The sequence below is a fragment of the Yoonia sp. BS5-3 genome, from assembly GCF_038069655.2.
In the GTDB taxonomy this organism is placed as follows: domain Bacteria; phylum Pseudomonadota; class Alphaproteobacteria; order Rhodobacterales; family Rhodobacteraceae; genus Yoonia; species Yoonia phaeophyticola.
The window spans coordinates 3,706,969-3,730,586 of sequence record NZ_CP150951.2; the positions used below are offsets into that span (position 1 = coordinate 3,706,969).

Sequence of the window (23,618 nt, forward strand, 5' to 3'; positions counted from 1 at the left end):
CTTAGCGCATCGGTTGGCAATGACCAGCCCTGCGCGAGCTTGTTTCTTGGGGCCGCTCTGGGCAATATTAAATTTTAGGGGGGGATCATGCCGCTTTTTCGCCTGACATTCGTCTTTTTACTTTGGCCTTTCTGGGTCCAGGCCGACAGCCTACCCCCCAGCCTGCCTGCGCTCTATGCGGTGACTGGGGTTGCTTCTGATGACAGTTTAAACATGCGCGATCAGCCGAACGGGTCTGCACGCATTCTACTGGCCCTGCCCCATGACGCGACGGATTTGCAGGTCACCCAGCTGAGCCGCGAGGGAAATTGGGCCTATATCAGCCGCGGCGAGGTCTCGGGTTGGGTCGCGCAGCGCTATCTGCAGCGGCAGCCCGATAGTGTAGACGCGTACGGGCTACCGCGGGGTCTGCGCTGCTTTGGGACCGAGCCATTTTGGACGGTGCGATTTACGCAAGCTGGATTGGCTGTCATGACGCCCGAGCGTACGGCAACCCATCCAATCACATTCCACGCACCTTCCGCCGAAAATGTGGCGCTTGGCCTAGGTGGGTTTATCTTCGAATGGATTGCCGATGGGCAACCCGTACGGGGTCATATCCTACCGGGGCGCTGTAGCGATGGTATGAGCGACACGATCTACGGGCTGCATTATATCGATACATATTTTGGCAATGCCGGGTGCTGCAGCCTGTAATTTCGCCGCCATGACACGCAAAAGCGCCCAATGCGCCTTCACATCGGCGCGGGCAATGACTAAGATGAAACCTTGATCCCTCAGGGCAGGCTTACCCCCCAGCCCGATCCGCGAAACAAAGGAATACATATGTCCTGGACAGACGAGCGCGTCGAGACGCTCAAAAAGATGTGGGGCGAAGGCCAGTCGGCCAGCCAGATTGCCAAGGAACTGGGCGGTGTGACACGCAATGCGGTCATCGGCAAAGTGCATCGGCTGGGGCTGTCAAACCGGGCAGGCTCTGGCGGGAATGCGGCCAGCAAGGCACCGGCCAAGGAAAAGCCGGCCGCAGCGGCCAAACCCGCAGCCAAGGCCGCCCCCAAGCCAAAGCCCAAGGCAGAGCCGCAGGTCCCCGCGATCAAGGAAGAGCCCGAGCTGGACGAAAACGGCATCCCGATTTCTGCCGCACGCCGTGCGATCATCCCCGCCGGGCAGCCTTTGCCGCCACAGCCATCGGCCAATGAAATCAGCCCCGAGGCGCTAGCCAAAGTGTCTGAGGTCGAAAAGACCGCCAAGAAAATCAGCCTGATGGAGCTGACCGAGAAGACCTGCAAATGGCCTGTCGGCGATCCGGCCACGGAGGATTTCTGGTTCTGCGGTCTGGCCGTGCAACAAGGCAAACCCTATTGCGAGGCCCATGTTGGCGTGGCGTTCCAGCCGATGTCATCACGGCGCGACCGGCGCCGGTAAATACCCCCAATTTCCTGACAAAGGCCGCCCCCACCCGGGCGGCCTTTTGCATTGGCGGCTGGCGATAGTTTTTCAAATTGCGCTTGAGTTATGCAGCAGCACAATTGGCATTTATCCAAGCGCAGCAGCAAGTGACCAGTAGGTCTTGAAACCACTCGTTTGCGGCATCCCCAAAACGAGAATTTTCACGAATACCATAACTTGAGGTCACCCTGCGGATGCAGATAAAGTCTGATTTAAGCTAAAGGCGATCATTTTCGAAGCGGAACTCGTGATGAAAAGACGCTTGTGGAGAATATAAGACTTCACGTATATAAGCCTTTGATCCCAGTACTCCAAAAAGAGAAATTCACTCTTAAACTAGATCTAATACGTTAGAGGTACCCGTGGAGATTCCAGACCAACTATGGCAAATTTTCGCAACGATTGTCGGGGGGGTCATCTCCGCCTTGGTTGGGTTTTCAGCCCAGAGAATTTCGGAAAGGCGATCAAAAAACGAGCTTTTGATGCGCAGACTTGAAGAAGTGTATGCTCATTGTCAGGATTTATACGATGAACATAACACGAGAATTAATTGGCTGCTCGGAGAAGATTCAGTATCAAAAGCAAGTTTTATGGCCGGTCCTAAGCATCCTGGCCATGTTATGAGCCTGGTAAAAATGAAGGTTCGAAGCTATGCGCCAAATCTCACAAGTTCATTGGACGAAATGGATCAGGGACATCAAGCTCTCAAAGCGTACTTTTTGAATCTAGAAGAGGCCGTTCTAAAAGGGCAGACCTTAGTGAAAGAAACCGATTACAAAACCGACGAACTGAAAGCTCATTTGCACACGCTCGGAAAGGGGGCCAATGAAGTCAAACTCGGTTCCGTTGCCAAGCTGCAGCGCTACTTTGGATAAAGAGCGTTAAGGTCGCGGGCCGTTGATTTCGCAGATAAGATCTGACGTTTATCATCCAAGAGCCAGGGTTTGTGGAAGGGACCGAGAAGCTCGGCACATATGCACGCCCGATCAAGGTCTACTACGTATGCCGCAACAGAACTTGATGTCCAATGTGACGAAAGCCCGTCTATCGAGATGGTGATGACGGCCCAATCCTATCAGGAACCCAAAGAGTCGGCCGGGACACGCCCTAGGCATCCGGGCCGTCAAAGCTGATTGCCGCGTTGATCAAATAGCGCAGCTGATCGGCATATTCCGCATCTGGCACCCCCGCCATTCCAGGCAGTTTCAAGGTCTGGCGCACTATCGATGCGCCCAAGACCACAGCTGCAAACATCGCCAGTTGCGATGCGGCCTGCCGCCCGCCCATGCGTTCCTGTAAGGGGTCGATCAGCTTTTCGCGCAGCACCCCGCGCAGAAGATCGCCCACCTCGGGGTCACTGGCGTTCATGACGATCATACGAATGGCCGAGACCTGATGCGCCTCGGTGCCCGCATCGGCATATTTCGCGATAGCCACCTCAATCGGATCGCGGGCGGCGTCTAAAATCTCGTCCCATTCAAAAGCGCTTTCCAAAGCGGCCCGAAACAGGCCCAGCTTACCGCCAAAATAACGCGAAATCAGGGCCACATCGACGTCAGCGGCCTTGGCAATCGCGCGCAGCGATGCATTTGAATAGCCAAGCGTGCAGAATGCGACGCTGGCCGCATCGAGAAGCTTATCACGGGTCAAATCAGCTTTGCGCATAGGGCGGATGTATAGACCCCAAAAAGAATGTCAACACATGTTGACATGCCCGCCGCGCGAACCATATGTATGTCAACAATCGTTGACTTTTAGGAGAAACCCATGTCGAACACTGCACTCATCACCGGCGCATCCTCCGGGATCGGCCGCGAATTTGCACGGTATCACGCGGCCAAAGGCGGCGATCTGATCATCACAGCGCGGCGTGGCGATGCGCTGGACAGTCTGAAGGCCGAAATCGAAGCGGCACATGGGGTCAGTGTAACGACGATTGCGCTCGATCTTGGGACTGCCGATGGGGCGAAGCAGCTTTATGATGCGCTGGCCGGACAGAAAATCGACATCCTGATCAATAATGCAGGCTTCGGCGGGCATGGGGCCTTTATCGACCGGGCGCTGGACAGTGACCTGGGCATGATCGATCTGAACATCAAGTCGCTGGTCAGCCTATGCCATATGATCGGCAAGGATATGGCGGACGCGGGTGGCGGCAAGATCCTGAACGTCAGCTCAACGGCCAGCTACATGCCTGGACCGTTGCAAGCGACCTATTTCGCCACCAAAGCCTTTGTCAGCAGTTTTTCACAAGCGCTGGACGAAGAATTGCGCAGCAAAGGGGTCACCGTCACGGCGCTTGAGCCGGGCTATGTGGCCACCGAATTTGCCGCCGTCGCCGATCTGGATGGAACAGGCCTTGTCAAACAGAAGGGCGCGACGCCAGACACGGTCGCCAAATTCGGGTATGAGGCGATGCTGAAAGGCAAATTGCGTGCCATCAATGACGGGCAATTACGGTTCTTGCTCAATTGGATCATCCCATGGCTGCCACGGCGCCGGGTGCTGAAAATGGTGCGGGGCATGCAGGAAAAGTGACCGCTCGGGGCTATCGGGACCTGTTCATTCGCATTATTTCAGGCGGAACCGGGTCCGAAGCCCAAGCCCCAAGAAGAAAAGCAGTATAAATGCCAAGGCTGTTTGACCGGCGGCAAAAACCTCCATCCAGCCGGTCAACTGCGCCACTTCCTCTTCAAGATAGGTGCGTTGAAAGCCAAAGAACTTGAATATTGCGGCAAAGGAATAGGCCATAGCCTGGCCAATTCCAAACGATACGGACTGCACGTAGAACCATGTTCCCGCAGCCCATAAAAGCGTAATCAGTGATGCCGGGCGCGCAACCGAATAGCCGAAATTCGAAAAGAACTGATAAGCCAATATATGCCAGGCCTGATACCAGGGCATCGCGCGGGCGGCATGATACATCTCTTTACGAAAGAAAAAATGCTCGGCATCTGGTGTCCCCTGCCGACCAGAAAGCTGCCGCATGACCGCCGCGCTTTCGCGGCTTTTTGCGTGATATCGCAGCCGGTCTAGGCCGCGGCGTTGCTTGGAAGCGGCCTCTTTACCAGGCCAAAACCGGATGTCACCATCACAGTCTTGCGCCGTAAACTGGCTGCGATCATGAAGGGTTGCCCCCGCGAAATCAGGATAATGCGATCCAAACTGCGCGCGGCGAAAATCGACTGGCTGTTCAAAGACCGTATTTATGAAGTTCACTGGTTTGCCTTGGCTAGCCTGATCAAAATGGCAATTGCGGAAACTGACGTGATGGGCAAAGCGCGCCTTTGAAAAAATCGCCCGCCCGTCGAAGCGCGCGCCATGAAAATCCACAGGCCCCTGAAATGTCCCTTCGGTGAAAAGCGCCTCGCTTTCAAATTTGGCCCATTTCGCATCGCAAGCCCCCTCGATCAACACGCCCTTTGCGGAAACTTTCTTATCAAAGGTCGTATTCGTCATGTTCAGCGTCCCGCAAATCAGGGCACCAGACAAATCAACCGGGGCTTCGAAATGACATTCATTCAGCAGCAAGCCATTGGGGATCAAGAGGCCTGAAAAATCGCATTTTTCCGGAAAGGCCAACCCATAGAAATCAATGGGTTGATGTGGATCTGGTAACTCGGGGCAGGCGTAGTCTGCGCCGTGCAGGCGTTTCATTTCGGCCTGGAATGCAACCTTTATGTTGTTTTTTCGAAGTCTAAAATTCTCACGCGGCTTCAATCGAAATCCACGCGCCTGTGCCAAACGCCATTGATCATCCGTCAAACCCTGTGCGCAAAGGTCGTTAAAGAACGACAGGCCCGTATCATCGGCTTGCTGCAACTGTGCCAGCACGTACCACGGATTTTCGAGCAAATTGCTCACGACCTCAAATTCACCTTAAAATTGCGTAGCACATTCATAAGACACCGTGCGGCCTGACAACAACCCATTTCCAACCGGGCACCCATTCGATAAACGCAGGGGCATGACCCAGAACCCGCCCAATCTCCGCCCCGACCTGGCCCCTGCGGCCAAGATCACCGAAGCCAGCCGCCCCGGCCAGCCCACCATCGGCATGGTCAGCTTGGGGTGCCCCAAAGCCTTGGTAGACAGCGAGCGGATCCTGACGCGGCTGCGGGCCGAAGGCTACGCAATCTCGCCCGACTACAGCGGGGCTGAGGCGGTGATCGTGAACACCTGCGGGTTCCTCGATAGCGCCAAAGCGGAAAGTCTCGACGCTATTGGCGAAGCGCTGCAGGAAAATGGCAAGGTCATCGTCACGGGATGTCTGGGGGCCGAACCCGACTACATCCGCGAACATCACCCGCAAATCCTGGCCGTCACCGGGCCACACCAATACGAACAGGTGCTGGACGCCGTGCACAGCACCGTGCCGCCCAGCCCCGATCCGTTCATCGACCTGCTGCCCGGCACCGGGGTCTCGCTGACACCGCGCCACTACAGCTATCTGAAAATCTCGGAAGGCTGTAACCACAAATGCAAGTTCTGCATCATCCCCGACATGCGCGGGAAACTGGCGTCACGGCCCGCCCACGCCGTGCTGCGCGAGGCGGAAAAGCTGGTGGATGCCGGGGTCAAAGAACTCCTCGTGATTTCCCAAGATACCTCAGCCTATGGGCTGGACCGTAAATATGACGTAAACCCCTGGAAAGACGGCGAGGTGCGCAGCCATATCCTCGACCTCACCCGCGAGCTGGGCACTTTGGGCGCCTGGGTCCGGCTGCACTACGTCTACCCCTACCCCCATGTACGCGACCTGATCCCGGTGATGGCCGACCCGGCAAACGGAGTCCTCCCCTACCTCGACATCCCCTTCCAACACGGCCACCCCGACGTGCTGCGGCGGATGGCGCGGCCAGCTGCGGGGGCCAAAACGCTGGATGAGATCGCAGCCTGGCGGGCCACCTGCCCCGACATCACCCTACGGTCGACCTTCATCGTCGGCTACCCGGGGGAAACCGAGGCCGAATTCCAACACCTGCTCGACTGGCTGGACGAGGCGCAATTGGATCGGGTCGGCTGCTTCCAATACGAAAACGTGGACGGGGCACGCAGCAACGCCCTGCCCGACCATGTGGCAGCGGAGGTGAAGCAAGACCGGTGGGACCGTTTCATGGCCAAAGCGCAAGCCATCTCCGAGGCGAAGCTGGAAGCGAAAGTCGGCAAGACGCTAGAGGTCATCGTGGACGACATCGACGAAGACGGGATTGCGACCTGCCGAACCTGGGCGGATGCGCCCGAGATCGATGGGAACTTGTTTATCGATGAAGGGGCTGAGGGGTTGGCTGTCGGGGATACTTTACACGTTGAAGTTGAGGAAGCGGGCGAGTATGATTTGTGGGGGCGAAAAAATAGTATTTAAGGAATTCAATGCGAGTATCTCAATTTTTTAAGCTCAAACGGAACCAAGCATCCCTTCCATTTATCGATGTCGATGTAGTTGATGATGTAAGGCTCTTCCTCAACGCTAAAGCCATAAGAGCTTTGGACACTGATTGGGGTGATTGGTGTGAATACCTAATTTCAAATTTCTTTGACCATGTCATTTCTTCGATCAAAGCCGGAAACTCTGACGCCGCATTGCTTTCGCTGGAACAACTCCGAGAACCCCGGGAAACACACCTTGGAATGTCAGCAACTGGCGCGAGTGGACGGGGCTTGGGCAAAGAAAAAGCGCGGTCCCTTTGGGCCAGCCTAAAACAAAGTCAAGCTGTCAAATCAGGACTTTTGACTGATCTTGAAGATACTGCCCTTTTGATAGAGGGGGTATCAGTAGATATTATCTCTGACATTATCACTAACATTATCAGAGAACCGTTGATCGATTTTACCAATCAAGTCTGCGAAGAATATGGGATTCCAATTCAAAAACAGGTTAACTCCGGACCACTTTGGAATCCAGAGGCGAAGGAATGGGTCGTCAAATTCGCTGATTTTCCTATGGCAAACGATGAAAAACTTCTTCTTGTTCCGAAGTCTATAGTTCGTATTCAAGGAGACTATGACGTCTCAAATTACTACCGCCACTACATACTTGAGGATCTTAAGCAAAAAGAACTAGTTGCCGGAAGTGCTTTGGTAAGGACGCTCAAGACTGGGAAAAATAAGGGCACTCGAAAGGTATTTATTAAAGATCTGCAGAAAAAATACGGTAAGGAGAAAAAGGTAGTCTCCATTAGGGAGACACTCAAGAATCCATCGCTGTTGATGAAATATAAAGTTGAAAATAGCGAACCTACGCCGCCTCTTACGCACGCGCAGCTTGCGGATTCCCAAGGAACTGCAAGGCCTGATTGGGACAAGATGTTACATGCGGTCCTTGATCTAGATGTAGGTAAGAAAAAGGCCTATCAGTACGAAGATGCGATCTTTGACCTTACAAATGCATTGTTTTACCCGTCTTTGACTGATCCGGAAAAACAAACGCCTCTTCATGAGGGACTGAAAAGAGTTGATATCACATACTACAACTATGCTAACGAAGGCTTTTTCTCATGGTTGGGGAAACACTACTCGGCTCCGATGATTTTTCTGGAATGTAAAAACTACGGATCAGAAATTGGAAATCCTGAAATTGACCAAATCGCTATGCGATTTTCTGCAAAGCGGGGGCAATTTGGTATAGTATTTTGTAGAAACGTCGAAAAACAAGACCGGCTTCTGGAACGCTGCAAGGCAGCCGCCAACGACGGTCACGGCTACGTGGTGGTGATAGACGATGCACGGCTTGTAGAGTTGGTTGATGAGGTCAAGTCCGAGGGAGCATTGTTTCGTGGGCAGTACACTGTCCTCAAAGACGAGTTCGGCAAACTCATATTATGAGAAATACAAAGGACTGTCTGCTCAATTCTACGGCCTGGCAACGCCCGCACCCTTAACTTGGCACAATCCTGCAAACCAGCAATACGCAAAACATACGCGATACATACGCCGTCCATACCGCCAAAACACCGTAAATACAGCGCATTAACCCATCTGATCTAAATAAATCCGTACGGCGTCTTGGACCCGGCGGAATATGTCGCCGCCCAGCTTCACGCCACCGAACCAGCGGGTCACCACGATGATGTGCCCCTCCAGCCCTTCACGCTCGAGCATCCGCAAAATCACCATCCCCGCGCCGCTTTCCCCGTCATTGTTTTTCAACGGCCCGTCAGGCAGCAGCACGGCCCAAGTGTTATGGGTGGCTTTGGCGAATTTCTTGCGGCGGAGCAGCGTTTTGACAAAGGCCTTCGCCTCATCCGGCGCGCCCACAGACCCACCTGCAACCGCGTATTTTGAGCCGCGGTCGCTCAGTACATTTTCAATAACTTTCAAAGGCTTGTCCTGATATTAGGACATCACCTCACGCGGGGCGCCGTAATCGCAATCATGCTCAATCGACAGATCATTGATCGGCGACGCGCCACCGCTGGCAACCGCACAGGCCGCCGCATTTTGATCCCACACCATCCCGACCGGGCAGCTTTGGCTTTGGGCGGCTGGGCCTTCAGGGCTTGGCAGCGCCGTCTCTTGGGCCTGCGCGGCAAAGGACAGCATGACAAAGGCAAGTACAGTCAAACGCATCGGTCTCTCCTGTCACAAAACGATGATCCAAAGATAACCCCCTGCCCCGGAAAAGCAATGTTGATGCACATCAAGGCCCCGACCACGCCCCCGTGCTAAGCCGCAACCAGCATAGTAAGGAGACCGACATGAAGGACGCCGCCCCCACGATATCAAACGCCAAACTGCCCAAGCTCGCCCGCAAAACTTACGAGGCTGAGAAGGCCGAATTACAGGCTGAATTGCTCAAGGTGCAGCTTTGGGCGCAAGAGACCGGTCAGCGCTTTGTCCTGCTTTTTGAGGGACGCGATGCGGCCGGTAAGGGCGGTACGATCAAACGCTTTACCGAACATCTGAACCCCCGTGCTGCGCGGGTCGTGGCGTTGAACAAACCCACCGATGAAGAGCGCGGCCAATGGTATTTCCAGCGCTACATCAATCATTTGCCGACCTCTGGCGAAATGGTTCTATATGACCGCAGCTGGTATAACCGTGCCGGTGTTGAGCGGGTGATGGGTTTTTGCGAACCGGCGGAATATCTTGAGTTCATGCGCCAAACGCCCGAGCTGGAGCGGATGCTGACCCGCTCAGGCATCCAACTTTACAAATACTGGTTCTCTGTCACGCAGGATGAACAAAAGCGCCGGTTTGATGCGCGGGCAACCGATCCATTGAAACAGTGGAAATTGTCCCCGATTGACAAGGCAAGCCTTGATAAATGGGATGATTACACCGAGGCAAAAGAGGCGATGTTTTTCTACACCGACACGGCAGATGCGCCCTGGACGGTGGTCAAATCCAACGACAAAAAGCGCGCCCGGATCAACTGCATGCGCCATTTTCTGTCGACGCTGGATTATCCCGGCAAGAACCCCGATATCGCCAAACCGCCCCAGCCCGCGATCGTTGGCAGCGCAAATCCCGTGCTGCACCTGGCCGATCACATCTTAGGTACGGCCCTGCATCCGGAAACACGGCGCGCCACATAAACACGTAAAAAGGGACGCCTGACGCGTCCCTTTTCACACTCTCCCCCGTCAGGTCCAACCCTAAGACCCACTAGACCTTGCGTAATCGGTCAAAGACATCCCGGTTCGTGCAGTAGTCAGGCGCTTCATCCAGCACAGGTATTCTGACCAGCGCGCGATCACATGCCCCCACATGTGTACACCCACGGCAATCCGCGACCATCTGCGTGTAATCCTCAAGTTCGATCTGTCCTTCGTCCAGCGCTGTGGACAAATCAACATTGCAGGCCTTGGCCATTTTGATGACGCGCCAAAAGTGGTCGCGTAGATTGCCGAGTGGTTGCATTTTCGATCTCCTCATAGCCTTGTGCTATATCTGACAGCCCAGCGCGGGGCTGTCGTTGATGTAGATCAACCGCCCCCACGACGTTTCACTTCCACCGCAGCTATGCTAATCCATGACCATGCGTCATTTTTTCATAACCGTTTTCCTGATCATCGCCTCCCCTTTGGTTGGTGATGTGCCCCGGCCCGATTCCATCGGCGAAACCCTTGTCCTGTTGCGTGACGCAATACGTGATGCGGGCTTTCCGGATGCGGCAATAAACGAGAAAGAACAATCCGTTGTCTCTGATCCCGTCGATGATGATGCGATGATTGCCTACCCGGACAATCTGCACCGGAGCCTGCAAAACGCCAGCAGCGACGCAGAACGCCAAGCGATTCTGGACAATTTCATCATTCCGTTCACCGGTGACCTGGAAGAGCCGGATGCCTTCCTGCCGCAAAGCGTGATGCCTGTCTTGCGGCACGTGGATTACCTGAACGGCGCTGATATCGACATCGCATTGCAACAACGGCCCTTTGCGGGCGACTTGTTTGTGGCCTATGTTCTCGACTTCCCGACCCATACGGCGGCGATCACCGCCGAGCGTATGGTGGAAGAGGGCTATAACGCCGACACGCTACACAACTTGGCTTTGGACAATTTGGCCGAAAAGGCGCAGGCCCTGACAATTGAGGGCACTGAGTCCGGTATCTATTACCTGGCACTTGATGGCTATTATGAAAACGCCATGCTGCTGGACGACGCTTTGTGGAACAGTATCACATCACAGATCGGCCCCATCGCGGTCAGCGTGCCAACACGCGATTTCGTCATGATTGCGCCGCAAGACAACGCGGATCTGGTCAAACTGATGCAAGATATCCGTGATGACGCGCTTGCCGAGGCCCCTTATGCGCTATCGAGCACCACATTTCTTTGGACTGACGCCGGTTGGAAAGTCATGCCGGAATAGCCTACCAGATCAGCCCCGCGATCACACAAACCCAAGCGACGCCGACGCCGATCGCCGTCACGGCAACAGCCGCCGAACCGCAGTCTTTCGCCTGTTTGGCTGCATCGCGCCGCTTGGGGCTGATATCATCCACCACACGTTCGATCGCGGTATTCATGCATTCGGCCGCCAGGATCAGAATACCGCCCATCAGCAGCATCCCTCGTTCGCCCGCACTAAGTGGCAGTACAAAGGCCAATATCCCAAAACAGATATTGGCAACGATCCATTGCGCCAGCGATCCTTCGGTCCGTGCGACATGGGCAAAGCCATCCCATGACCATATAGCCCGCTGCCGGATCCGCGCGATCTGTTTCCACATTGTTTGCCCCCCTCTGTCAGCCTCACAAGATGTAAGGATGACAAGAGGCTGGTGCAATCAGGCCCTGATTATAGCAATTTGCGATGCGGATGGCTCAGATAATACGCAAAACGCTTTAGTTCAGCAGGTTTGGCACGATGGTCACAACGCCTGGTACAAAGGCCAGCAGCATCAGCCCCAAGACCTGGATGCCGATAAAGGGCATGACGCCTTTATAGATCTGGCCTGTCGTGATGCTTTTGGGGGCCACCCCACGTAGATAGAACAGCGCAAAGCCAAATGGCGGTGTCAGGAAGGATGTCTGCAGGTTCACCGCGATCATGATCGTCACCCATTTGGGATCGAATGTGCCGCCATAGATGACCGGCCCAACGATGGGGATGACGATGTAAATGATCTCAAGGAAATCCAGCACAAAGCCCAGCACGAACAACACCAGCATGACCAGAATGAAGACATAGACCTCATTGTCGAAGGACCGCAGGAATTGCTGGATGTAATGCTCGCCCCCGAAAGAGATCAGCACTAGGTTCAGCAGCTGCGAGCCGATCAGGATGGTGAAGACCATCGATGTCACTTTGGCCGTCTCGCGCACGACCGGGGCCAGTACGCCGCCTGTTGTCAGCACCCAGCACGACCAGAGCAAGCCAAACATCGCAAACAAGAAGCAGGTGAAGGCTGCGAAATAGGCGATACGGTTTTCAAGCAGGACGACTTCCTGCCCGAGCCGCATATCGAAATTCACGCCGATCACCAGCATCAGCACAATCGCGCCCGCAGTCAGCAGCACCATCGCGCCCGACTCGCCCTGATCTTTCAGCTTGCGATAGGTCGCCAGCAGGATCGCGCCCCCTGCCCCCAAGGCCGCAGCCGGGGTTGGGTTGGTGATGCCGCCCAGGATCGAGCCTAGTACCGCAACGATCAGGACCAGCGGCGGGAACACCACGCGCATGATCTCATTCGCGGCCAGATAGGCCGCCGCCCGTTTCAGCCCGATATAGGCCACCGCGAGCGGGATCAGGATGATCAAAGTCGTGAAGCCCGGCGTCGTTAGCGGCGATATGAACAGTATATCGGCCACCAACATCAAAGCGACCCCAAGCGCCCCAATCATCAGCGGACGCTGATCCTGGCTGGGTGCCACACCGCGTGCAATTGACAGCATCAGCCCCATCAAGACAGCCGTGATCGCCAGACCTGTCCCAATCGGTGCTGCGGCATCGACACGTTCCAGCACAAGCGCTGCGCGTTCCTCATCAGACAGGGCGCGGGCCGCGGCCACGCCGCCTGCCTCATCGATTGCCGCTTGTTCGGCGACCGCTTGTTCCCATGCTTCCATACCGTGCAGCTCGATCATCGCCGCCTGACAATCTTCGCTGACGCGGGTGCGCAGTGATGCGGTTTGGCCGGCATCGGTAAAGCTGTCCACGATCACGCTTTGGCTGCCCACCAGATTGGTTTGGTTCAGGCCGATCGCCAGACCGATGATCCCCACAGGTACGGCCAGGAACCAGGTAAAGCTGTCATTGCGGGTGATCACCTCGCCCTTGCCGCTGTTTTCGAAACGGACAGGTGGCGCCTTGCTTGGGTTGATCAGCGCAAAGATGAATGCATAGCCCGCATAAAGCCCGGCCAACAGAATACCCGGCAGCAGCGCCGCCTGGAACAACGTGCCGACCGACACAACTGCTGGCTCACCCAGATAGGTCAACGCGTCCGAGCAGCCCACAAGCTGCGCCCGCTCTTCTTGGGCGGCCGAATAAAGATCACCGGCCAGCGTGCCCAAAAGCACGATCACGATGGATGGCGGGATGATCTGCCCCAACGTGCCCGAGGCGGCAATCACCCCGGTCGACAGTTCAGGCGAGTAGCCGTTTTTCAACATGGTTGGCAGGGCCAACAGGCCCATGGTCACCACCGTCGCACCCACAATCCCGGTTGAAGCCGCAAGAAAAGCGCCCACGATCACGATGGATACGGCCAGACCGCCCGGTAGCGGCCCAAAGACCTTGGCCATTGTCGTCAGCAATTCATCCGCGATCCGGCTGCGTTCCAGCACGATCCCCATCATCACGAACATCACAACAGCCAGCAAAGTCTCAATCGATTGCCCTGCCAGAACGCGTTCGTTCATCCGGTTGACCATAAAGCCGATATTGCGGTCCAACGCCTGTTCCCAGCCATTGGGGAAGAGCACATTTTCATAGCGCGGCAGGTCGGGATATCGGAAGACCGAGATTGCATCCGGCCTGACACCTTCGGCGATCAGGGCTGCATATTCTGCGGAACTGCTATCAACCGCAGCATGGGTCAGCAGCCCCGCGCTGTCCAATGCGGCGATGATCGCAAATGAGATTACAGCCGATCCGCTGATTGCGAACGCAACCGGGAAGCCAGAAAGAATGCCTGCAAATAGCGTCAAAAAGACGATAATGATGCCGACTTCGATGCCATCAAGTCCGAAAAGCATGTCTCTTGCGCCCTATCTTTAGTGAATTTCTGCGACAAGTTCGGCGGTGTCATCGCCAATCCTGTCTTTGTCGAGATGTTTGCCCTCGCTTTCGGGGCCTTCCTTCCACTCCAGATAAGACCGGAAGAAAAAGGCGACCGCCTGCAGCAGAACCATGGCGGTAAAGACCACCAGCAGGATTTTGAACAGGAAATAGGCGTTGAAACCGTTCGGCGAAAAGCCAATCGTTTCGATATTCCAACGCAGCCCCCGGGCGCGTGTCAGCAGCCGCTCAAGCGTGTCCGAGGCCGAGGGGTTCGGCACCACCAAATGCCGCCACAAAAAGAACCAGCCATAAAGCCAGGTGATGATCGCAGCAGGCACCATCAGCACCAGCGAGCCGACCATGTCGATCACCCGCTTGGTCCGGTAAGATACCGCCGAATAGATCAAATCGACCCGCACATGCCCACCTTGGACGAATGTGTACGAGGCGCAGAGGCAAACGATGATTGCGTTATAAAGCTTCAGCTCTTCGGACCACCAGCTGACGTCTTTGGCAAAGCCCACGCCGAAGCCAAGGCTGATTTCCGAGACCGCAAAGATCCGCTGCATGAAGATAATCAGGATTTGCTGCAGAACCATCAAAAGCCCTGCCCAGGCGGCGATGCGCCCCACCACGTTGGCGAAGGTTTCAAGCCCGCGCACGCAGCCCCACATGAAGCGATTATTGATAAAGCCGATGATCGCGACTACGAAAAAGATCGCGAAGACAACAAAGAACAGCTCGACCGAGGCGCCGTAGTAGATAAAGCGCATCAAGGCCTCTTTGACCTCTGTTTCCATTGGTCCATTGATCGTGGGAAGCCATGCCAGCCACTGGGCGGGATGCAAAAGTGCGTAACCAAGATTGTAAAACGCCTCGATCAGGTTTGCGAAAAACCAGCCAAATGCGTTGCCGCCCCAAGCCTCAACCAAGCCCATGGATTACTCCCCCATCGTCATTCGAGAATGGATGCCCACCCGCATCCGATTGCCGAAAAGGGCCCCGCCTGCGCATCGCAGCGGGCCCTTCTCGTGTCTTAAATCATGAAAACATGATGTGCCTGATAGGCTTAGCCCATCACACGGTCACGTTGCGCGCGGTATACACCTTCGGATTGCTGGATCCAGCCAGAAGATGCCGCCATCGACGCGTTATAGCTTGCGCGGATCGCATCATAGATGTCATCGCCAGCATATTGGTCCATGGTTTCAGCCGCAGCCACACCCATCGCATCCCAAACTGAATCTGGGAATTCCAGCACCTGAACGCCGCCAGCTTGCAGACGCTGCAGGGCAGAGCCGTTATTGCTCATGAACTGCGCCAGGTTCCACTGGTGTGCTTCGCCAGAGGCGATTTCGATGATTTTCTGATGCGCAGGGCTTAGGCTTTCCCAGACGTCGAGGTTTGTGGCCAGCGACAGGGCTGCACCTGGCTCATGCATACCAGCGGTGTAGTAGAACTTGGTGATTTCCTGGAAACCAGCCTTTTCATCCGCCCATGGGCCGATCCACTCGGTCCCGTCGATCGCACCAGAGGCCAGCGCTTGATACACTTCTGCACCTGGCAGGTTTTGTACCGAAGCACCCATACGGCCCAGCGCCTGACCACCCAGGCCCGGCATGCGGAATTTCAGGCCTTGGAAATCATCAGGGCTTGCGATTTCCTTCGAGAACCAGCCGCCTGCCTGCGCACCGGTGTTCCCGGCAAGGAATGATTTCAGGCCAAAGATCGAGCCCAGCTCGTCATGCATCGCCTGACCTTCGCCATGGTAGTACCAGTTGGAAAGCTCTTGTGCGGTCATGCCGAATGGCACGGACGTGAAATAGGCATAGCCGGGGTGCTGGTTGACAAAGTAATAGTCTGCACCGTGATACATATCCGCCTGACCCGAGGTCACAGCATCAAAGACTTCGAATGCGCCAACAAGTTCGCCAGCTGCCTTCAGGTCGATGGTCAATGAACCGCCGGACATGGCAGTGATGGTGTCAGCAGCGCGCTGTGCGGCATCATGCACACCAGCCAGGCCGCGGCCCCATGTGGTCACAAGTGTCAGCGTCCGGTTGCCTTGCGCATAAGCCGGTGCTGCCAATGTGGTTGCAGCTGCAGCTGTCCCACCAAGTGCCGAGTTCTTTAAAAACGAACGACGATCCATCAAGTATCCTCCCAATTGTAACTCATCACTGTCCCTCTTACGGGCCAGCGTGTGGATTTCGTTCGCGCAGACTAACGTGCGTCTGCGAAAGGTAAAATACGTAGTACTACGTAGAACAGCGCGAATTGCGCCTAAATTAGACGCATTTTTGAAGGTTTGTGCGTTTCGCGGGCGGTATTTTGGCAGCCGCAGTGCCGTGGGGGCATATGATTCGCAACATTTGATTCGCCAGCGATTCCCGCGTATCGATTCGCCCTATGACCCGCCTGTTGTCACACCTCAAAGATCGTTATGCGATCAGCTATGGCCAAAAGGTCTTTCTTTTGGCGACCTTGCCCCTGATCGTGGCGGTGTCTTTGATCTTTGTGGTCGTCACCAGCCAATCACGACAATTGGCCGAACGGGAAATCCAGGCGCTTGAGACCCAATTGATCGAAACCAAACGGGCGGAGTTGAAAAACTACCTGTCCATCGCCCGCACGGCCTTTATCAACACCTATGGGCGCGCCGCCCCCGATGATGAGGAGGCCAAACTGGCCGTCACACGCGAACTTTCGGCGATGCTTTATGGGCAGGACGGTTATTTCTTTGTCTTCGACTATGATGGGAACAATCTTGTCGCCCCCCGGCAAACCTATCTGATTGGGCGCAATTGGAGCGGATTAACCGACCTGAATGGCACCGCCATCACCGATGAGCTGATCCGCATCGCCCGCACCGGTGGGGGCTACCACAGTTTTGACTGGCCCAAACCCTCAACCGGGGCCACCGAACGGATGATCGTTTATGTCAACGGCTTGCAGGATTGGCGTTGGGCGATCGGCACCGGCGTGTTCATTGATGACATCCTGGAAAATGTGGCTATGGCCCGGGCCGATGTGGAAACCAGGATCAGAACCACCTCTTTTTATGTGCTGGGCATTGCCGTCGTGGCGCTTTTGGGGGTTTTTATGACCGGGATGGTCATCAATATCCGCGAAAGGCGGCTGGCAGATGCCAAATTGAAACAACTGGCCCAGCGCATCATCGATACCCAGGAAGAAGAGCGCGGGCGCGTGGCGCGTGAATTGCATGATGGCATCAGTCAAATGCTGGTTGGCGTGCGCTACGCGCTAGAGCTGACCCGGCGCAAATTGCGCGATGATCCCACCACCAGCGCCAGCCTGGACAAGGGGATCGACGGGCTGGGATCAACCATTCAAGAGGTGCGCAGGATCAGCCGTGATCTGCGCCCCGGTGTGCTGGATGATCTGGGCCTGGGCCCTGCGCTGCAAGCACTAACCGATGATTTCAGCGCGCGTACTGGGATCGAAACCGATTTCGAAACGGTTGTTTTCCGCAACCGGCTGGACCAAGAGGCGCGGATCGCGCTGTACCGCGTGGCCCAAGAGGCGCTGACCAATATCGAACGTCACGCCAAAGCGACCAAGGTGTTTATGTCGCTCAAGGGTAACCGCGCAGGTGCGATTCTGCGGATCAGCGATAACGGGCGCGGCATGACCTGGCCGGCCCCGTCGCGGCGCACGGGCGGCGGGCTTGGGCTGCGCAACATGCAAGAACGGATCGAACAGCTGGATGGCAGTCTGCGCATTTCATCCGCGCCCGGCGGAAAAAGCGGAACAGTGATTGAAGCCCAGGTGCCTTTGACGCATATGCTCAGCCCGCAAAAAAGTGCTAAGGAAAGCGTATGACGACCCGTGTTCTTATTGTTGATGACCACCCGATGGTAACCGAGGGGATACAGGCGATTCTGGAAAGCTATGACGGGATCGCGGTTGTCGGCACGCTGTGCAACGGACAGGACGCGGTTGATCAGGTCAAAACGCTGGCGCCCGACGTCATCTTGCTGGATTTGAACATGCCGGGCCTGTCCGGGCTGGCCGCAACCGAAATGATCCTTGAGATACGCCCGCAGACCCGCATCCTGATCCTGTCGATGCATGACAGCCCTGAATATATCGCAACCGCGCTCAGCCACGGGGCGTGTGGTTACATCCTTAAAGACGTCCCCACGGATGAGATCAAAACCGCCATCGATACCGTCATGGCAGGCGGCGAATATATGTGCACCGGGGCCAAAGGCGCCCTGCAGCCCAAAATCAGCGATGGGCGCGAAACACTAACAAGCCGCGAGCAGACGATCCTGCTGGAACTGGCACAGGGGCATTCGAACAAGGATGTGGCCAATACGCTCAATATCTCGGTCCGCACGGTTGAAACGCACCGCAAGAATATCAAGCGCAAGCTGGGCATCAGCTCAACCGCTGGTTTGACGCGTTATGCGCTGGAACATGGGGTGCTGCAGGGCACGGGGATTTAGGCGACCCGTCCGCCTAATCAAGAAAAGTCCATGTCTCTGCCCCGTCAAAACGGCGCACCGGAACCGATGCGATCACATTCGGGTCGGCCAGCCGCAGATTTACGGCCATATAGGCATCGGGTTTCTCCGGGTGCAGATTTTCCCAATGGGTCACGCAGCCGCAGGTCGGGCAATGATGAATGGCAAGGTTTTTATCCCCATGGGCGTAACCCCTGGTTGGCCCGTCGATCGTGACATCGGCAATTGGCGCGTAAATCCACAAGGTTCCAAGCCTGCGGCAGATTGAGCAATTGCAGGATGTGGTCCGCGACGGGCTATGGCGAAATTCATAACGGACAGCGCCGCAATGGCAGGTTCCTGTGATCATGTCTTACCTCCCTCTTACCTAAGGTAAGGAATGCCTGACCTGACATTCCCCCCGCATTTCCCTATGGTCATCTTAAGGTTCAGCTTAGCGCAATTTCGCATCTGCCGAACCGGGTTTTATTTGTAACAAGTGCTATTTGGACATTTGATGACGTATGTATTTGATACGCTCGACCCTGCGGTTTTTGACGCGGTGGGTATTGGGGGGTTCGGGCTTTATGTCCTGAACTACACGTTACTGACGTTTCGCAAACTGCAGGCCGAGCACATCTTGTATTTTGTCTTGAACGGGATGGCGGCGGCGATGCTGTTGATTGGGCTGAGTACAGCCTTCAACCTTGCTTCGGCTCTGATCCAAATTTTTTGGATTTGTATCTCTTGTTTGGCGGTCATTTTGCGTCTTCGCAGCAAAAAGACCAACATGCAGCTGGTGGGGCTGCGCTGACAAAGATTGTGAGTGGATTGTTCATCAAATAGGGCCGTGATCATATTTTGATCACGGCCCGTTTTGTCACAGACCAGCGGCGACTTCCTGCACCTTCTGAAGCCGCTCTGCATTGGGGGGATGGGTCCCCAAAAAGACATTTCCAGGGTCAGGGATACGGTAAAAAAACTGTGCCCCTTTCAGCGGATCATACCCCGCCTCTGCAGCAATACGGGTTCCCAACGCATCGGCTTCAAGCTCATATGCTTTGGAATAACTGCGTGCCGCGACAGCGCCGCCAACCTGGGCCGCCGCCTCCAGCGCCTCTGGGTCGGTTGTGCCCAAAGAGGCCGCAAGACTGCCCAACAGCGCAGCACCAGCCGCAGCGGTGCGTTCCTGCCGCGCATAATGCCCTTCGATATGATGGGCTGCTTCATGCGCCAACACAAAGGCGATTTCATCCTCATTGCGCACAGCGCGCAACATTGGGACGGTAAAGACAAGAATTGGACGGCGGTTTGCATCCAGCGTCTGATAAGCATTGGCTGGCAGATCCGGGCGCTCATCAATCACTATCCGGAAATTGCAATTCTCTTCGATTGATTCTTCACGGCAAATGCGTTCCGCCACCGGTTCCACCCGGCGTATCGCCGCGCGAAAATTCGCTCTGGCTTGGCTGACAGATAATTGCGGGGCGCTTGCAAGCGGTTCGGCATCAGGTAGCGGCGTGGTATCCTGAACGGGCGTGCAGGCCCCAATTATCAGGACAAATAGAATAGGTGAAAATCGCATTAAGACCTCTCGTTAAAGGGTAACACGTCTAGCGTAACCTTGTGCCGCTGCGGTTGACCAGCGCCGATTGCACCTGCGCTCAGCCACCGTTAGGCTGCCCTTATGTTTACCATCGAACACGATTACGACACGACCGTCGTCACCTTGATTGACGAAGGTAAAGCGCCTCTTAAAGAGGACGTCATTATCAACGCCTTCGACGATTGCATCACATTGACCCAATTCGATCCACGCATCGATGACGTGGTGCGCGTGACCCTTTCAATCAGCCAATTGCGCGACATCGAGGCCGCGCTGGACCTACCCGAGGGTGTCTATCGGCTGCGAAAAACAGACGAAGGCGGCCCATGAAAACCGGTTTCTTTAGCGATGAGCGCTGTTTTTGGCATGCGGGTGGGAATTATGCCGGGATGCTACCTGTGGGCGGGTTGGTCCAGCCGCTGGATGGCGGGCTGCCCGAGAACCCCGAAACAAAACGCCGGCTACGCAATCTGATTGTGGTCACAGGGCTTGCCCGCGATTTGGATATGCGCGGCGCAGATGCCGCAACCCAGGACGACCTTCTGCGCGTTCATCCTGCTCACTATCTGGATCAATTCAAGGCGTTGTCGGATGCTGGCGGAGGTGAGCTGGGCCGCCGGACCCCATTCGGCCCCGGCGGATATGAGATTGCCGCCCTGTCGGCGGGGCTGGCCAAGGCTGCGTTAATGGCCGTTCTGACCGGCGATGTCCAAAACGCCTATAGCCTGTCGCGCCCACCGGGGCATCATTGCTTACCTGACTTTCCCAATGGGTTCTGCCTGCTTAATAATATCGGGATCGCCATTGAGGCGGCCAAAGCCGCAGGGCACGCGCGCCGCTTTGCGGTTCTTGATTGGGACGTGCATCACGGCAACGGAACCGAAGCGGTGTTCTATGACCGCGATGATGTATTGACGGTATCGCTGCATCAGGATCGGAACTATCCGATGGATACGGGCGCCTTTGCCGATCGGGGTAAAGATGCGGGGCTGGGATATAACCTGAATATTCCGCTCCCCCCTGGCACAGGGCATAATGGGTATCTAAGTGCGATGGACCGGCTGGCTCTGCCCGCCATCCGCGACTTTGCCCCTGACGTTCTGATTGTCGCCTGCGGCTTTGATGCCGCCGCCAACGACCCGCTGGGGCGGATGCTGGCAACCGCAGATACTTTTACCCAAATGACCCGTCAGGTCATGGAACTGGCGCAAGAGATCTGTGCTGGACGGCTGGTGGTGGTGCATGAGGGCGGTTATTCAGAAACCTATGTGCCCTTTTGCGGGCACAACGTCTTGCAGACACTCTCAGGCAGCAGCATCAGCGCACCCGACCCGTTTGGCGAAGTCTTCCCCCTGCGCCAACCCGATGCCCGTTTTGATGCTTTTCTAGACGGTCTGATCCAAGAGATGGCAAACCAACTTTAGTCCCGGGCGACATCTCGGGCGATCAAGCTGCAACATAAACATGTTCCAGGTCAGGTGTATTGCAGAGCACGAAATTCGTCACATTCGAATTCCCGTGCGGACGCAGCCGCAAGAGTCGGGGAAACTGTATCTTTTGTCCGAAAACCGACGGTTTTTGATGTTGCATGATTGAGTCTCCGATTGCCGCCAGAATGCGCCATCTGTTCGCGCGATGCCAGCGGCTAACTCGGCGGCGAGAACGCGGGGCGGTTTCCATTTTTGGACTGGGGTCAGGACCCAAAGGACGCGACCTTTGCTCTAACCCGTCACGCGTTCAAACGCGGCCAATGGCCCAACCAATGCCTTATACATCACAAATGCATCCACCATGCCTGCCTGGGGATGAGCAAATGCCTTTGGAATAGTCCCGACAATCGCAAACCCCAGCTTTTGCCACAGTCTGACGGCACCGTCGTTACTTGCCAAAACGAAATTGAATTGCATAGCCTGATAGCCCAGCCCGCGCGCGATATCCTGACTATGCTGGCAAAGCTGCGCCGCGATCCCCTGCCCGCGCGCCTGCGGCGCGACGACATAGCCGCAGTTGCAGATATGCGCCCCGCCGCCGGGTTGGTTTGTCTTGATGTAATAGGTGCCGAGAATTACACCATCCACCTCGGCCACATAGGTAGCCCGCGCTGATCCAATCCAATAGGCAAAGGCCGCTTCCCGACTGATATCAGGTGCGACCGCATAGGTATCGCCCGCCCGGAAGACATCCCGCAGCGCGGGCCAGATCGCATCGAAATCGTCAGGGCTGGCAGGCCTGATGATCACGCCATACCGCCATCAATAAAACGGCGGGCGAGGTTGCGATAGGCTTCGGCCATAGGGCCATCACCGGCAGCAATCGGCGTGCCCGCATCCCCGGCAAGCCGGGTGTCCAGGTCAATCGGCAGCGCGCCAAGCAACGGGGCCCCGATCCGATCAGCCTCAGCCGCGACGCCGCCCTGCCCGAAGATATGGCTCTCATGGCCGCAATTTGGGCAGTGGAAACTTGCCATGTTTTCAATCAGGCCAAGCACCGGCGTTTTGAGGCTGTTAAACATGTCCAGCGCCTTGCGGGCGTCGATCAGGGCGACATCCTGGGGCGTACTGACCACAACAGCACCGGTTAAATGGGTCTTTTGGCAAAGCGTCAGCTGCACATCCCCGGTTCCGGGCGGCAAATCCACGATCAAAACGTCCAATTCCCCCCATTGCACCTGTCCCAGCATCTGCTGCAAAGCGCCCATCAGCATTGGCCCCCGCCAAACCACGGCCTTGTCCGGATCAACCATGAAACCAATCGACATCACGGTCACACCATGTGCAGTCAGCGGGATGATTGTTTTGCCATCCGGGCTGGCGGGGCGTTTATTTACGCCCATCATACGCGGTTGGCTGGGGCCGTAGATATCTGCATCCAGCAGCCCGACCCGGCGCCCTTCGCGGGCCAACGCCACGGCCAGGTTTGATGAGACGGTCGATTTTCCAACGCCGCCCTTGCCTGAACCGATGGCGATAATCCGGTCGACACCGGCAACCTTGGCCGAGCCCGCCTGCGGCGTCGGATGGCGGCCAACCTTCAGCGTTGGCGGCGCGCTGGGTTTTGGGGCCGGGCCATGGGCGGTCAAGATGACCGACACCTGATCAACGCCCGGCATATCCGACACCAGTTGTTCGGCGGCGCGGCGAACACCTTCCATCTTGGCGGCTTCATCCGGGCTGCTGGCCTCAATGACAAAACGCACATCAGCGCCGTCGATATGCAAGGCACGGACCATATCCCGCGAAACGATATCATCACCGTCCGGCAATGTGAGTCGGGACAGCGTGCTTAATATTTCATCACGTTTTACGGACATGTTGGGACCTTATTTACGAAAACGACCAAATTTCACTCAACATCTGGCACGTTTTGGGCAAAGCGCAAGACTTCGCGCATAGACGGGAGCCATTACGGCGGATTGATGACA

26 protein-coding genes are annotated in these 23,618 nt (G+C 56.0%); 13 read left to right on the plus strand and 13 right to left on the minus strand.

Annotated elements, in window-relative coordinates; translation table 11 throughout:
* Positions 1–87: 87 nt before the first annotated feature.
* The 3 genes from AABB29_RS18710 to AABB29_RS18720 all read left to right on the plus strand — a co-directional run bounded on the left by AABB29_RS18710 (position 88) and on the right by AABB29_RS18720 (position 2,324).
* Entirely contained in the window at positions 88–696 is a 609-nt protein-coding gene (locus tag AABB29_RS18710) for a hypothetical protein (protein WP_373636680.1), read from the plus strand.
* A gap of 129 nt (positions 697–825) precedes the next feature.
* Positions 826–1,425, plus strand: coding sequence for a GcrA family cell cycle regulator (locus tag AABB29_RS18715; RefSeq protein ID WP_341365473.1), 600 nt, complete (start codon positions 826–828; stop codon positions 1,423–1,425).
* Between the two features lie 386 nt (positions 1,426–1,811).
* Positions 1,812–2,324, plus strand: coding sequence for a hypothetical protein (locus AABB29_RS18720; protein ID WP_341365472.1), 513 nt, complete (start codon positions 1,812–1,814; stop codon positions 2,322–2,324).
* A gap of 232 nt (positions 2,325–2,556) precedes the next feature.
* On the opposite strand, the gene AABB29_RS18725 is transcribed toward AABB29_RS18720, so the two are convergent.
* Complete coding sequence (locus tag AABB29_RS18725; RefSeq protein WP_341365471.1) at positions 2,557–3,114, minus strand: TetR/AcrR family transcriptional regulator; 558 nt, start codon at positions 3,112–3,114, stop codon at positions 2,557–2,559.
* Between the two features lie 102 nt (positions 3,115–3,216).
* Between AABB29_RS18725 and AABB29_RS18730 the strand changes: the two genes are divergently transcribed.
* Positions 3,217–3,987, plus strand: coding sequence for an SDR family oxidoreductase (locus AABB29_RS18730; protein ID WP_341365470.1), 771 nt, complete (start codon positions 3,217–3,219; stop codon positions 3,985–3,987).
* A gap of 33 nt (positions 3,988–4,020) precedes the next feature.
* Here AABB29_RS18730 and AABB29_RS18735 read toward each other — a convergent pair whose 3' ends face one another.
* Positions 4,021–5,313, minus strand: coding sequence for a pentapeptide repeat-containing protein (locus tag AABB29_RS18735; protein WP_341365469.1), 1,293 nt, complete (start codon positions 5,311–5,313; stop codon positions 4,021–4,023).
* 103 nt (positions 5,314–5,416) lie between these two features.
* On the opposite strand from AABB29_RS18735, the gene rimO reads away from it, so the two are divergent.
* Both rimO and AABB29_RS18745 read left to right on the plus strand, forming a co-directional pair.
* Positions 5,417–6,814, plus strand: a complete 1,398-nt coding sequence (gene rimO / locus AABB29_RS18740) for a 30S ribosomal protein S12 methylthiotransferase RimO (RefSeq protein ID WP_341365468.1) — start codon at positions 5,417–5,419, stop codon at positions 6,812–6,814.
* Between the two features lie 8 nt (positions 6,815–6,822).
* Entirely contained in the window at positions 6,823–8,274 is a 1,452-nt protein-coding gene (locus tag AABB29_RS18745) for a hypothetical protein (protein WP_341365467.1), read from the plus strand.
* A 144-nt stretch (positions 8,275–8,418) separates the two neighbouring features.
* Here the strand turns inward: AABB29_RS18745 and AABB29_RS18750 are convergent, their stop codons facing one another.
* A complete protein-coding gene (locus AABB29_RS18750; protein WP_341365466.1) occupies positions 8,419–8,769 on the minus strand; it encodes a YigZ family protein in 351 nt (116 codons plus the stop codon).
* A gap of 15 nt (positions 8,770–8,784) precedes the next feature.
* Complete coding sequence (locus AABB29_RS18755; RefSeq protein WP_341365465.1) at positions 8,785–9,018, minus strand: hypothetical protein; 234 nt, start codon at positions 9,016–9,018, stop codon at positions 8,785–8,787.
* A 128-nt stretch (positions 9,019–9,146) separates the two neighbouring features.
* Here AABB29_RS18755 and ppk2 point away from each other — a divergent pair, with 128 nt between their 5' ends.
* Positions 9,147–9,986 carry a polyphosphate kinase 2 gene (gene ppk2 / locus AABB29_RS18760; protein ID WP_341365464.1) on the plus strand — a complete coding sequence of 280 codons (840 nt, stop codon included), beginning with the start codon at positions 9,147–9,149 and terminating at the stop codon, positions 9,984–9,986.
* Positions 9,987–10,056: 70 nt separating this feature from the next.
* Here ppk2 and AABB29_RS18765 read toward each other — a convergent pair whose 3' ends face one another.
* Entirely contained in the window at positions 10,057–10,311 is a 255-nt protein-coding gene (locus AABB29_RS18765) for a DUF6455 family protein (RefSeq protein WP_341365463.1), read from the minus strand.
* Positions 10,312–10,423: 112 nt separating this feature from the next.
* On the opposite strand from AABB29_RS18765, the gene AABB29_RS18770 reads away from it, so the two are divergent.
* Positions 10,424–11,266, plus strand: a complete 843-nt coding sequence (locus AABB29_RS18770) for a DUF1444 family protein (protein WP_341365462.1) — start codon at positions 10,424–10,426, stop codon at positions 11,264–11,266.
* A 1-nt stretch (position 11,267) separates the two neighbouring features.
* On the opposite strand, the gene AABB29_RS18775 is transcribed toward AABB29_RS18770, so the two are convergent.
* The 4 genes from AABB29_RS18775 to AABB29_RS18790 all read right to left on the minus strand — a co-directional run bounded on the left by AABB29_RS18775 (position 11,268) and on the right by AABB29_RS18790 (position 16,274).
* Complete coding sequence (locus tag AABB29_RS18775; RefSeq protein WP_341365461.1) at positions 11,268–11,627, minus strand: diacylglycerol kinase; 360 nt, start codon at positions 11,625–11,627, stop codon at positions 11,268–11,270.
* Positions 11,628–11,742: 115 nt separating this feature from the next.
* Positions 11,743–14,097, minus strand: coding sequence for a TRAP transporter large permease subunit (locus AABB29_RS18780; RefSeq protein WP_341365460.1), 2,355 nt, complete (start codon positions 14,095–14,097; stop codon positions 11,743–11,745).
* Between the two features lie 18 nt (positions 14,098–14,115).
* Positions 14,116–15,060, minus strand: a complete 945-nt coding sequence (locus AABB29_RS18785; protein WP_341365459.1) for a TRAP transporter small permease subunit — start codon at positions 15,058–15,060, stop codon at positions 14,116–14,118.
* Positions 15,061–15,191: 131 nt separating this feature from the next.
* Complete coding sequence (locus AABB29_RS18790) at positions 15,192–16,274, minus strand: TRAP transporter substrate-binding protein DctP (protein WP_341365458.1); 1,083 nt, start codon at positions 16,272–16,274, stop codon at positions 15,192–15,194.
* Positions 16,275–16,531: 257 nt separating this feature from the next.
* Here AABB29_RS18790 and AABB29_RS18795 point away from each other — a divergent pair, with 257 nt between their 5' ends.
* On the plus strand, positions 16,532–17,965 hold the full coding sequence (locus tag AABB29_RS18795; RefSeq protein ID WP_373636681.1) for a cache domain-containing protein: 1,434 nt from the start codon (positions 16,532–16,534) through the stop codon (positions 17,963–17,965).
* Positions 17,962–18,594 carry a response regulator transcription factor gene (locus AABB29_RS18800; RefSeq protein WP_341365457.1) on the plus strand — a complete coding sequence of 211 codons (633 nt, stop codon included), beginning with the start codon at positions 17,962–17,964 and terminating at the stop codon, positions 18,592–18,594. The genes AABB29_RS18795 and AABB29_RS18800 overlap by 4 nt, the downstream gene beginning before the upstream one ends.
* 13 nt (positions 18,595–18,607) lie before the next feature.
* Here the strand turns inward: AABB29_RS18800 and AABB29_RS18805 are convergent, their stop codons facing one another.
* Positions 18,608–18,961, minus strand: coding sequence for a GFA family protein (locus tag AABB29_RS18805; protein ID WP_341365456.1), 354 nt, complete (start codon positions 18,959–18,961; stop codon positions 18,608–18,610).
* Between the two features lie 147 nt (positions 18,962–19,108).
* On the opposite strand from AABB29_RS18805, the gene AABB29_RS18810 reads away from it, so the two are divergent.
* Positions 19,109–19,405, plus strand: coding sequence for a hypothetical protein (locus tag AABB29_RS18810; RefSeq protein ID WP_341365455.1), 297 nt, complete (start codon positions 19,109–19,111; stop codon positions 19,403–19,405).
* Positions 19,406–19,471: 66 nt separating this feature from the next.
* On the opposite strand, the gene AABB29_RS18815 is transcribed toward AABB29_RS18810, so the two are convergent.
* Positions 19,472–20,176 (minus strand): M48 family metallopeptidase, encoded by a 705-nt coding sequence (locus AABB29_RS18815; RefSeq protein WP_341365454.1) that lies wholly within the window; start codon positions 20,174–20,176, stop codon positions 19,472–19,474.
* A gap of 102 nt (positions 20,177–20,278) precedes the next feature.
* Here AABB29_RS18815 and AABB29_RS18820 point away from each other — a divergent pair, with 102 nt between their 5' ends.
* Complete coding sequence (locus AABB29_RS18820) at positions 20,279–20,527, plus strand: hypothetical protein (protein WP_341365453.1); 249 nt, start codon at positions 20,279–20,281, stop codon at positions 20,525–20,527.
* Positions 20,524–21,621 carry a class II histone deacetylase gene (locus AABB29_RS18825; RefSeq protein ID WP_373636682.1) on the plus strand — a complete coding sequence of 366 codons (1,098 nt, stop codon included), beginning with the start codon at positions 20,524–20,526 and terminating at the stop codon, positions 21,619–21,621. Before AABB29_RS18820 ends, AABB29_RS18825 begins: the two co-directional genes overlap by 4 nt.
* 297 nt (positions 21,622–21,918) lie before the next feature.
* On the opposite strand, the gene AABB29_RS18830 is transcribed toward AABB29_RS18825, so the two are convergent.
* Positions 21,919–22,437, minus strand: a complete 519-nt coding sequence (locus AABB29_RS18830; RefSeq protein ID WP_341365452.1) for a GNAT family N-acetyltransferase — start codon at positions 22,435–22,437, stop codon at positions 21,919–21,921.
* Positions 22,434–23,507, minus strand: coding sequence for an Mrp/NBP35 family ATP-binding protein (locus AABB29_RS18835; protein ID WP_341365451.1), 1,074 nt, complete (start codon positions 23,505–23,507; stop codon positions 22,434–22,436). Before AABB29_RS18835 ends, AABB29_RS18830 begins: the two co-directional genes overlap by 4 nt.
* Positions 23,508–23,618 lie beyond the last annotated feature (111 nt).

Bases quoted from the DNA above. Each gene is read 5' to 3' on its own strand.
- AABB29_RS18710 (WP_373636680.1), top strand. From the start codon at position 88: ATGCCGCTTTTTCGCCTGACATTCGTCTTTTTACTTTGGCCTTTCTGG.
- AABB29_RS18715 (WP_341365473.1), top strand. From the start codon at position 826: ATGTCCTGGACAGACGAGCGCGTCGAGACGCTCAAAAAGATGTGGGGC.
- AABB29_RS18725 (WP_341365471.1), bottom strand. From the start codon at position 3,114: ATGCGCAAAGCTGATTTGACCCGTGATAAGCTTCTCGATGCGGCCAGC.
- AABB29_RS18730 (WP_341365470.1), top strand. From the start codon at position 3,217: ATGTCGAACACTGCACTCATCACCGGCGCATCCTCCGGGATCGGCCGC.
- rimO (WP_341365468.1), top strand. From the start codon at position 5,417: ATGACCCAGAACCCGCCCAATCTCCGCCCCGACCTGGCCCCTGCGGCC.
- AABB29_RS18745 (WP_341365467.1), top strand. From the start codon at position 6,823: ATGCGAGTATCTCAATTTTTTAAGCTCAAACGGAACCAAGCATCCCTT.
- AABB29_RS18755 (WP_341365465.1), bottom strand. From the start codon at position 9,018: ATGCGTTTGACTGTACTTGCCTTTGTCATGCTGTCCTTTGCCGCGCAG.
- ppk2 (WP_341365464.1), top strand. From the start codon at position 9,147: ATGAAGGACGCCGCCCCCACGATATCAAACGCCAAACTGCCCAAGCTC.
- AABB29_RS18765 (WP_341365463.1), bottom strand. From the start codon at position 10,311: ATGCAACCACTCGGCAATCTACGCGACCACTTTTGGCGCGTCATCAAA.
- AABB29_RS18770 (WP_341365462.1), top strand. From the start codon at position 10,424: ATGACCATGCGTCATTTTTTCATAACCGTTTTCCTGATCATCGCCTCC.
- AABB29_RS18775 (WP_341365461.1), bottom strand. From the start codon at position 11,627: ATGTGGAAACAGATCGCGCGGATCCGGCAGCGGGCTATATGGTCATGG.
- AABB29_RS18780 (WP_341365460.1), bottom strand. From the start codon at position 14,097: ATGCTTTTCGGACTTGATGGCATCGAAGTCGGCATCATTATCGTCTTT.
- AABB29_RS18785 (WP_341365459.1), bottom strand. From the start codon at position 15,060: ATGGGCTTGGTTGAGGCTTGGGGCGGCAACGCATTTGGCTGGTTTTTC.
- AABB29_RS18790 (WP_341365458.1), bottom strand. From the start codon at position 16,274: ATGGATCGTCGTTCGTTTTTAAAGAACTCGGCACTTGGTGGGACAGCT.
- AABB29_RS18795 (WP_373636681.1), top strand. From the start codon at position 16,532: ATGACCCGCCTGTTGTCACACCTCAAAGATCGTTATGCGATCAGCTAT.
- AABB29_RS18800 (WP_341365457.1), top strand. From the start codon at position 17,962: ATGACGACCCGTGTTCTTATTGTTGATGACCACCCGATGGTAACCGAG.
- AABB29_RS18805 (WP_341365456.1), bottom strand. From the start codon at position 18,961: ATGATCACAGGAACCTGCCATTGCGGCGCTGTCCGTTATGAATTTCGC.
- AABB29_RS18810 (WP_341365455.1), top strand. From the start codon at position 19,109: ATGACGTATGTATTTGATACGCTCGACCCTGCGGTTTTTGACGCGGTG.
- AABB29_RS18815 (WP_341365454.1), bottom strand. From the start codon at position 20,176: ATGCGATTTTCACCTATTCTATTTGTCCTGATAATTGGGGCCTGCACG.
- AABB29_RS18820 (WP_341365453.1), top strand. From the start codon at position 20,279: ATGTTTACCATCGAACACGATTACGACACGACCGTCGTCACCTTGATT.
- AABB29_RS18825 (WP_373636682.1), top strand. From the start codon at position 20,524: ATGAAAACCGGTTTCTTTAGCGATGAGCGCTGTTTTTGGCATGCGGGT.
- AABB29_RS18835 (WP_341365451.1), bottom strand. From the start codon at position 23,507: ATGTCCGTAAAACGTGATGAAATATTAAGCACGCTGTCCCGACTCACA.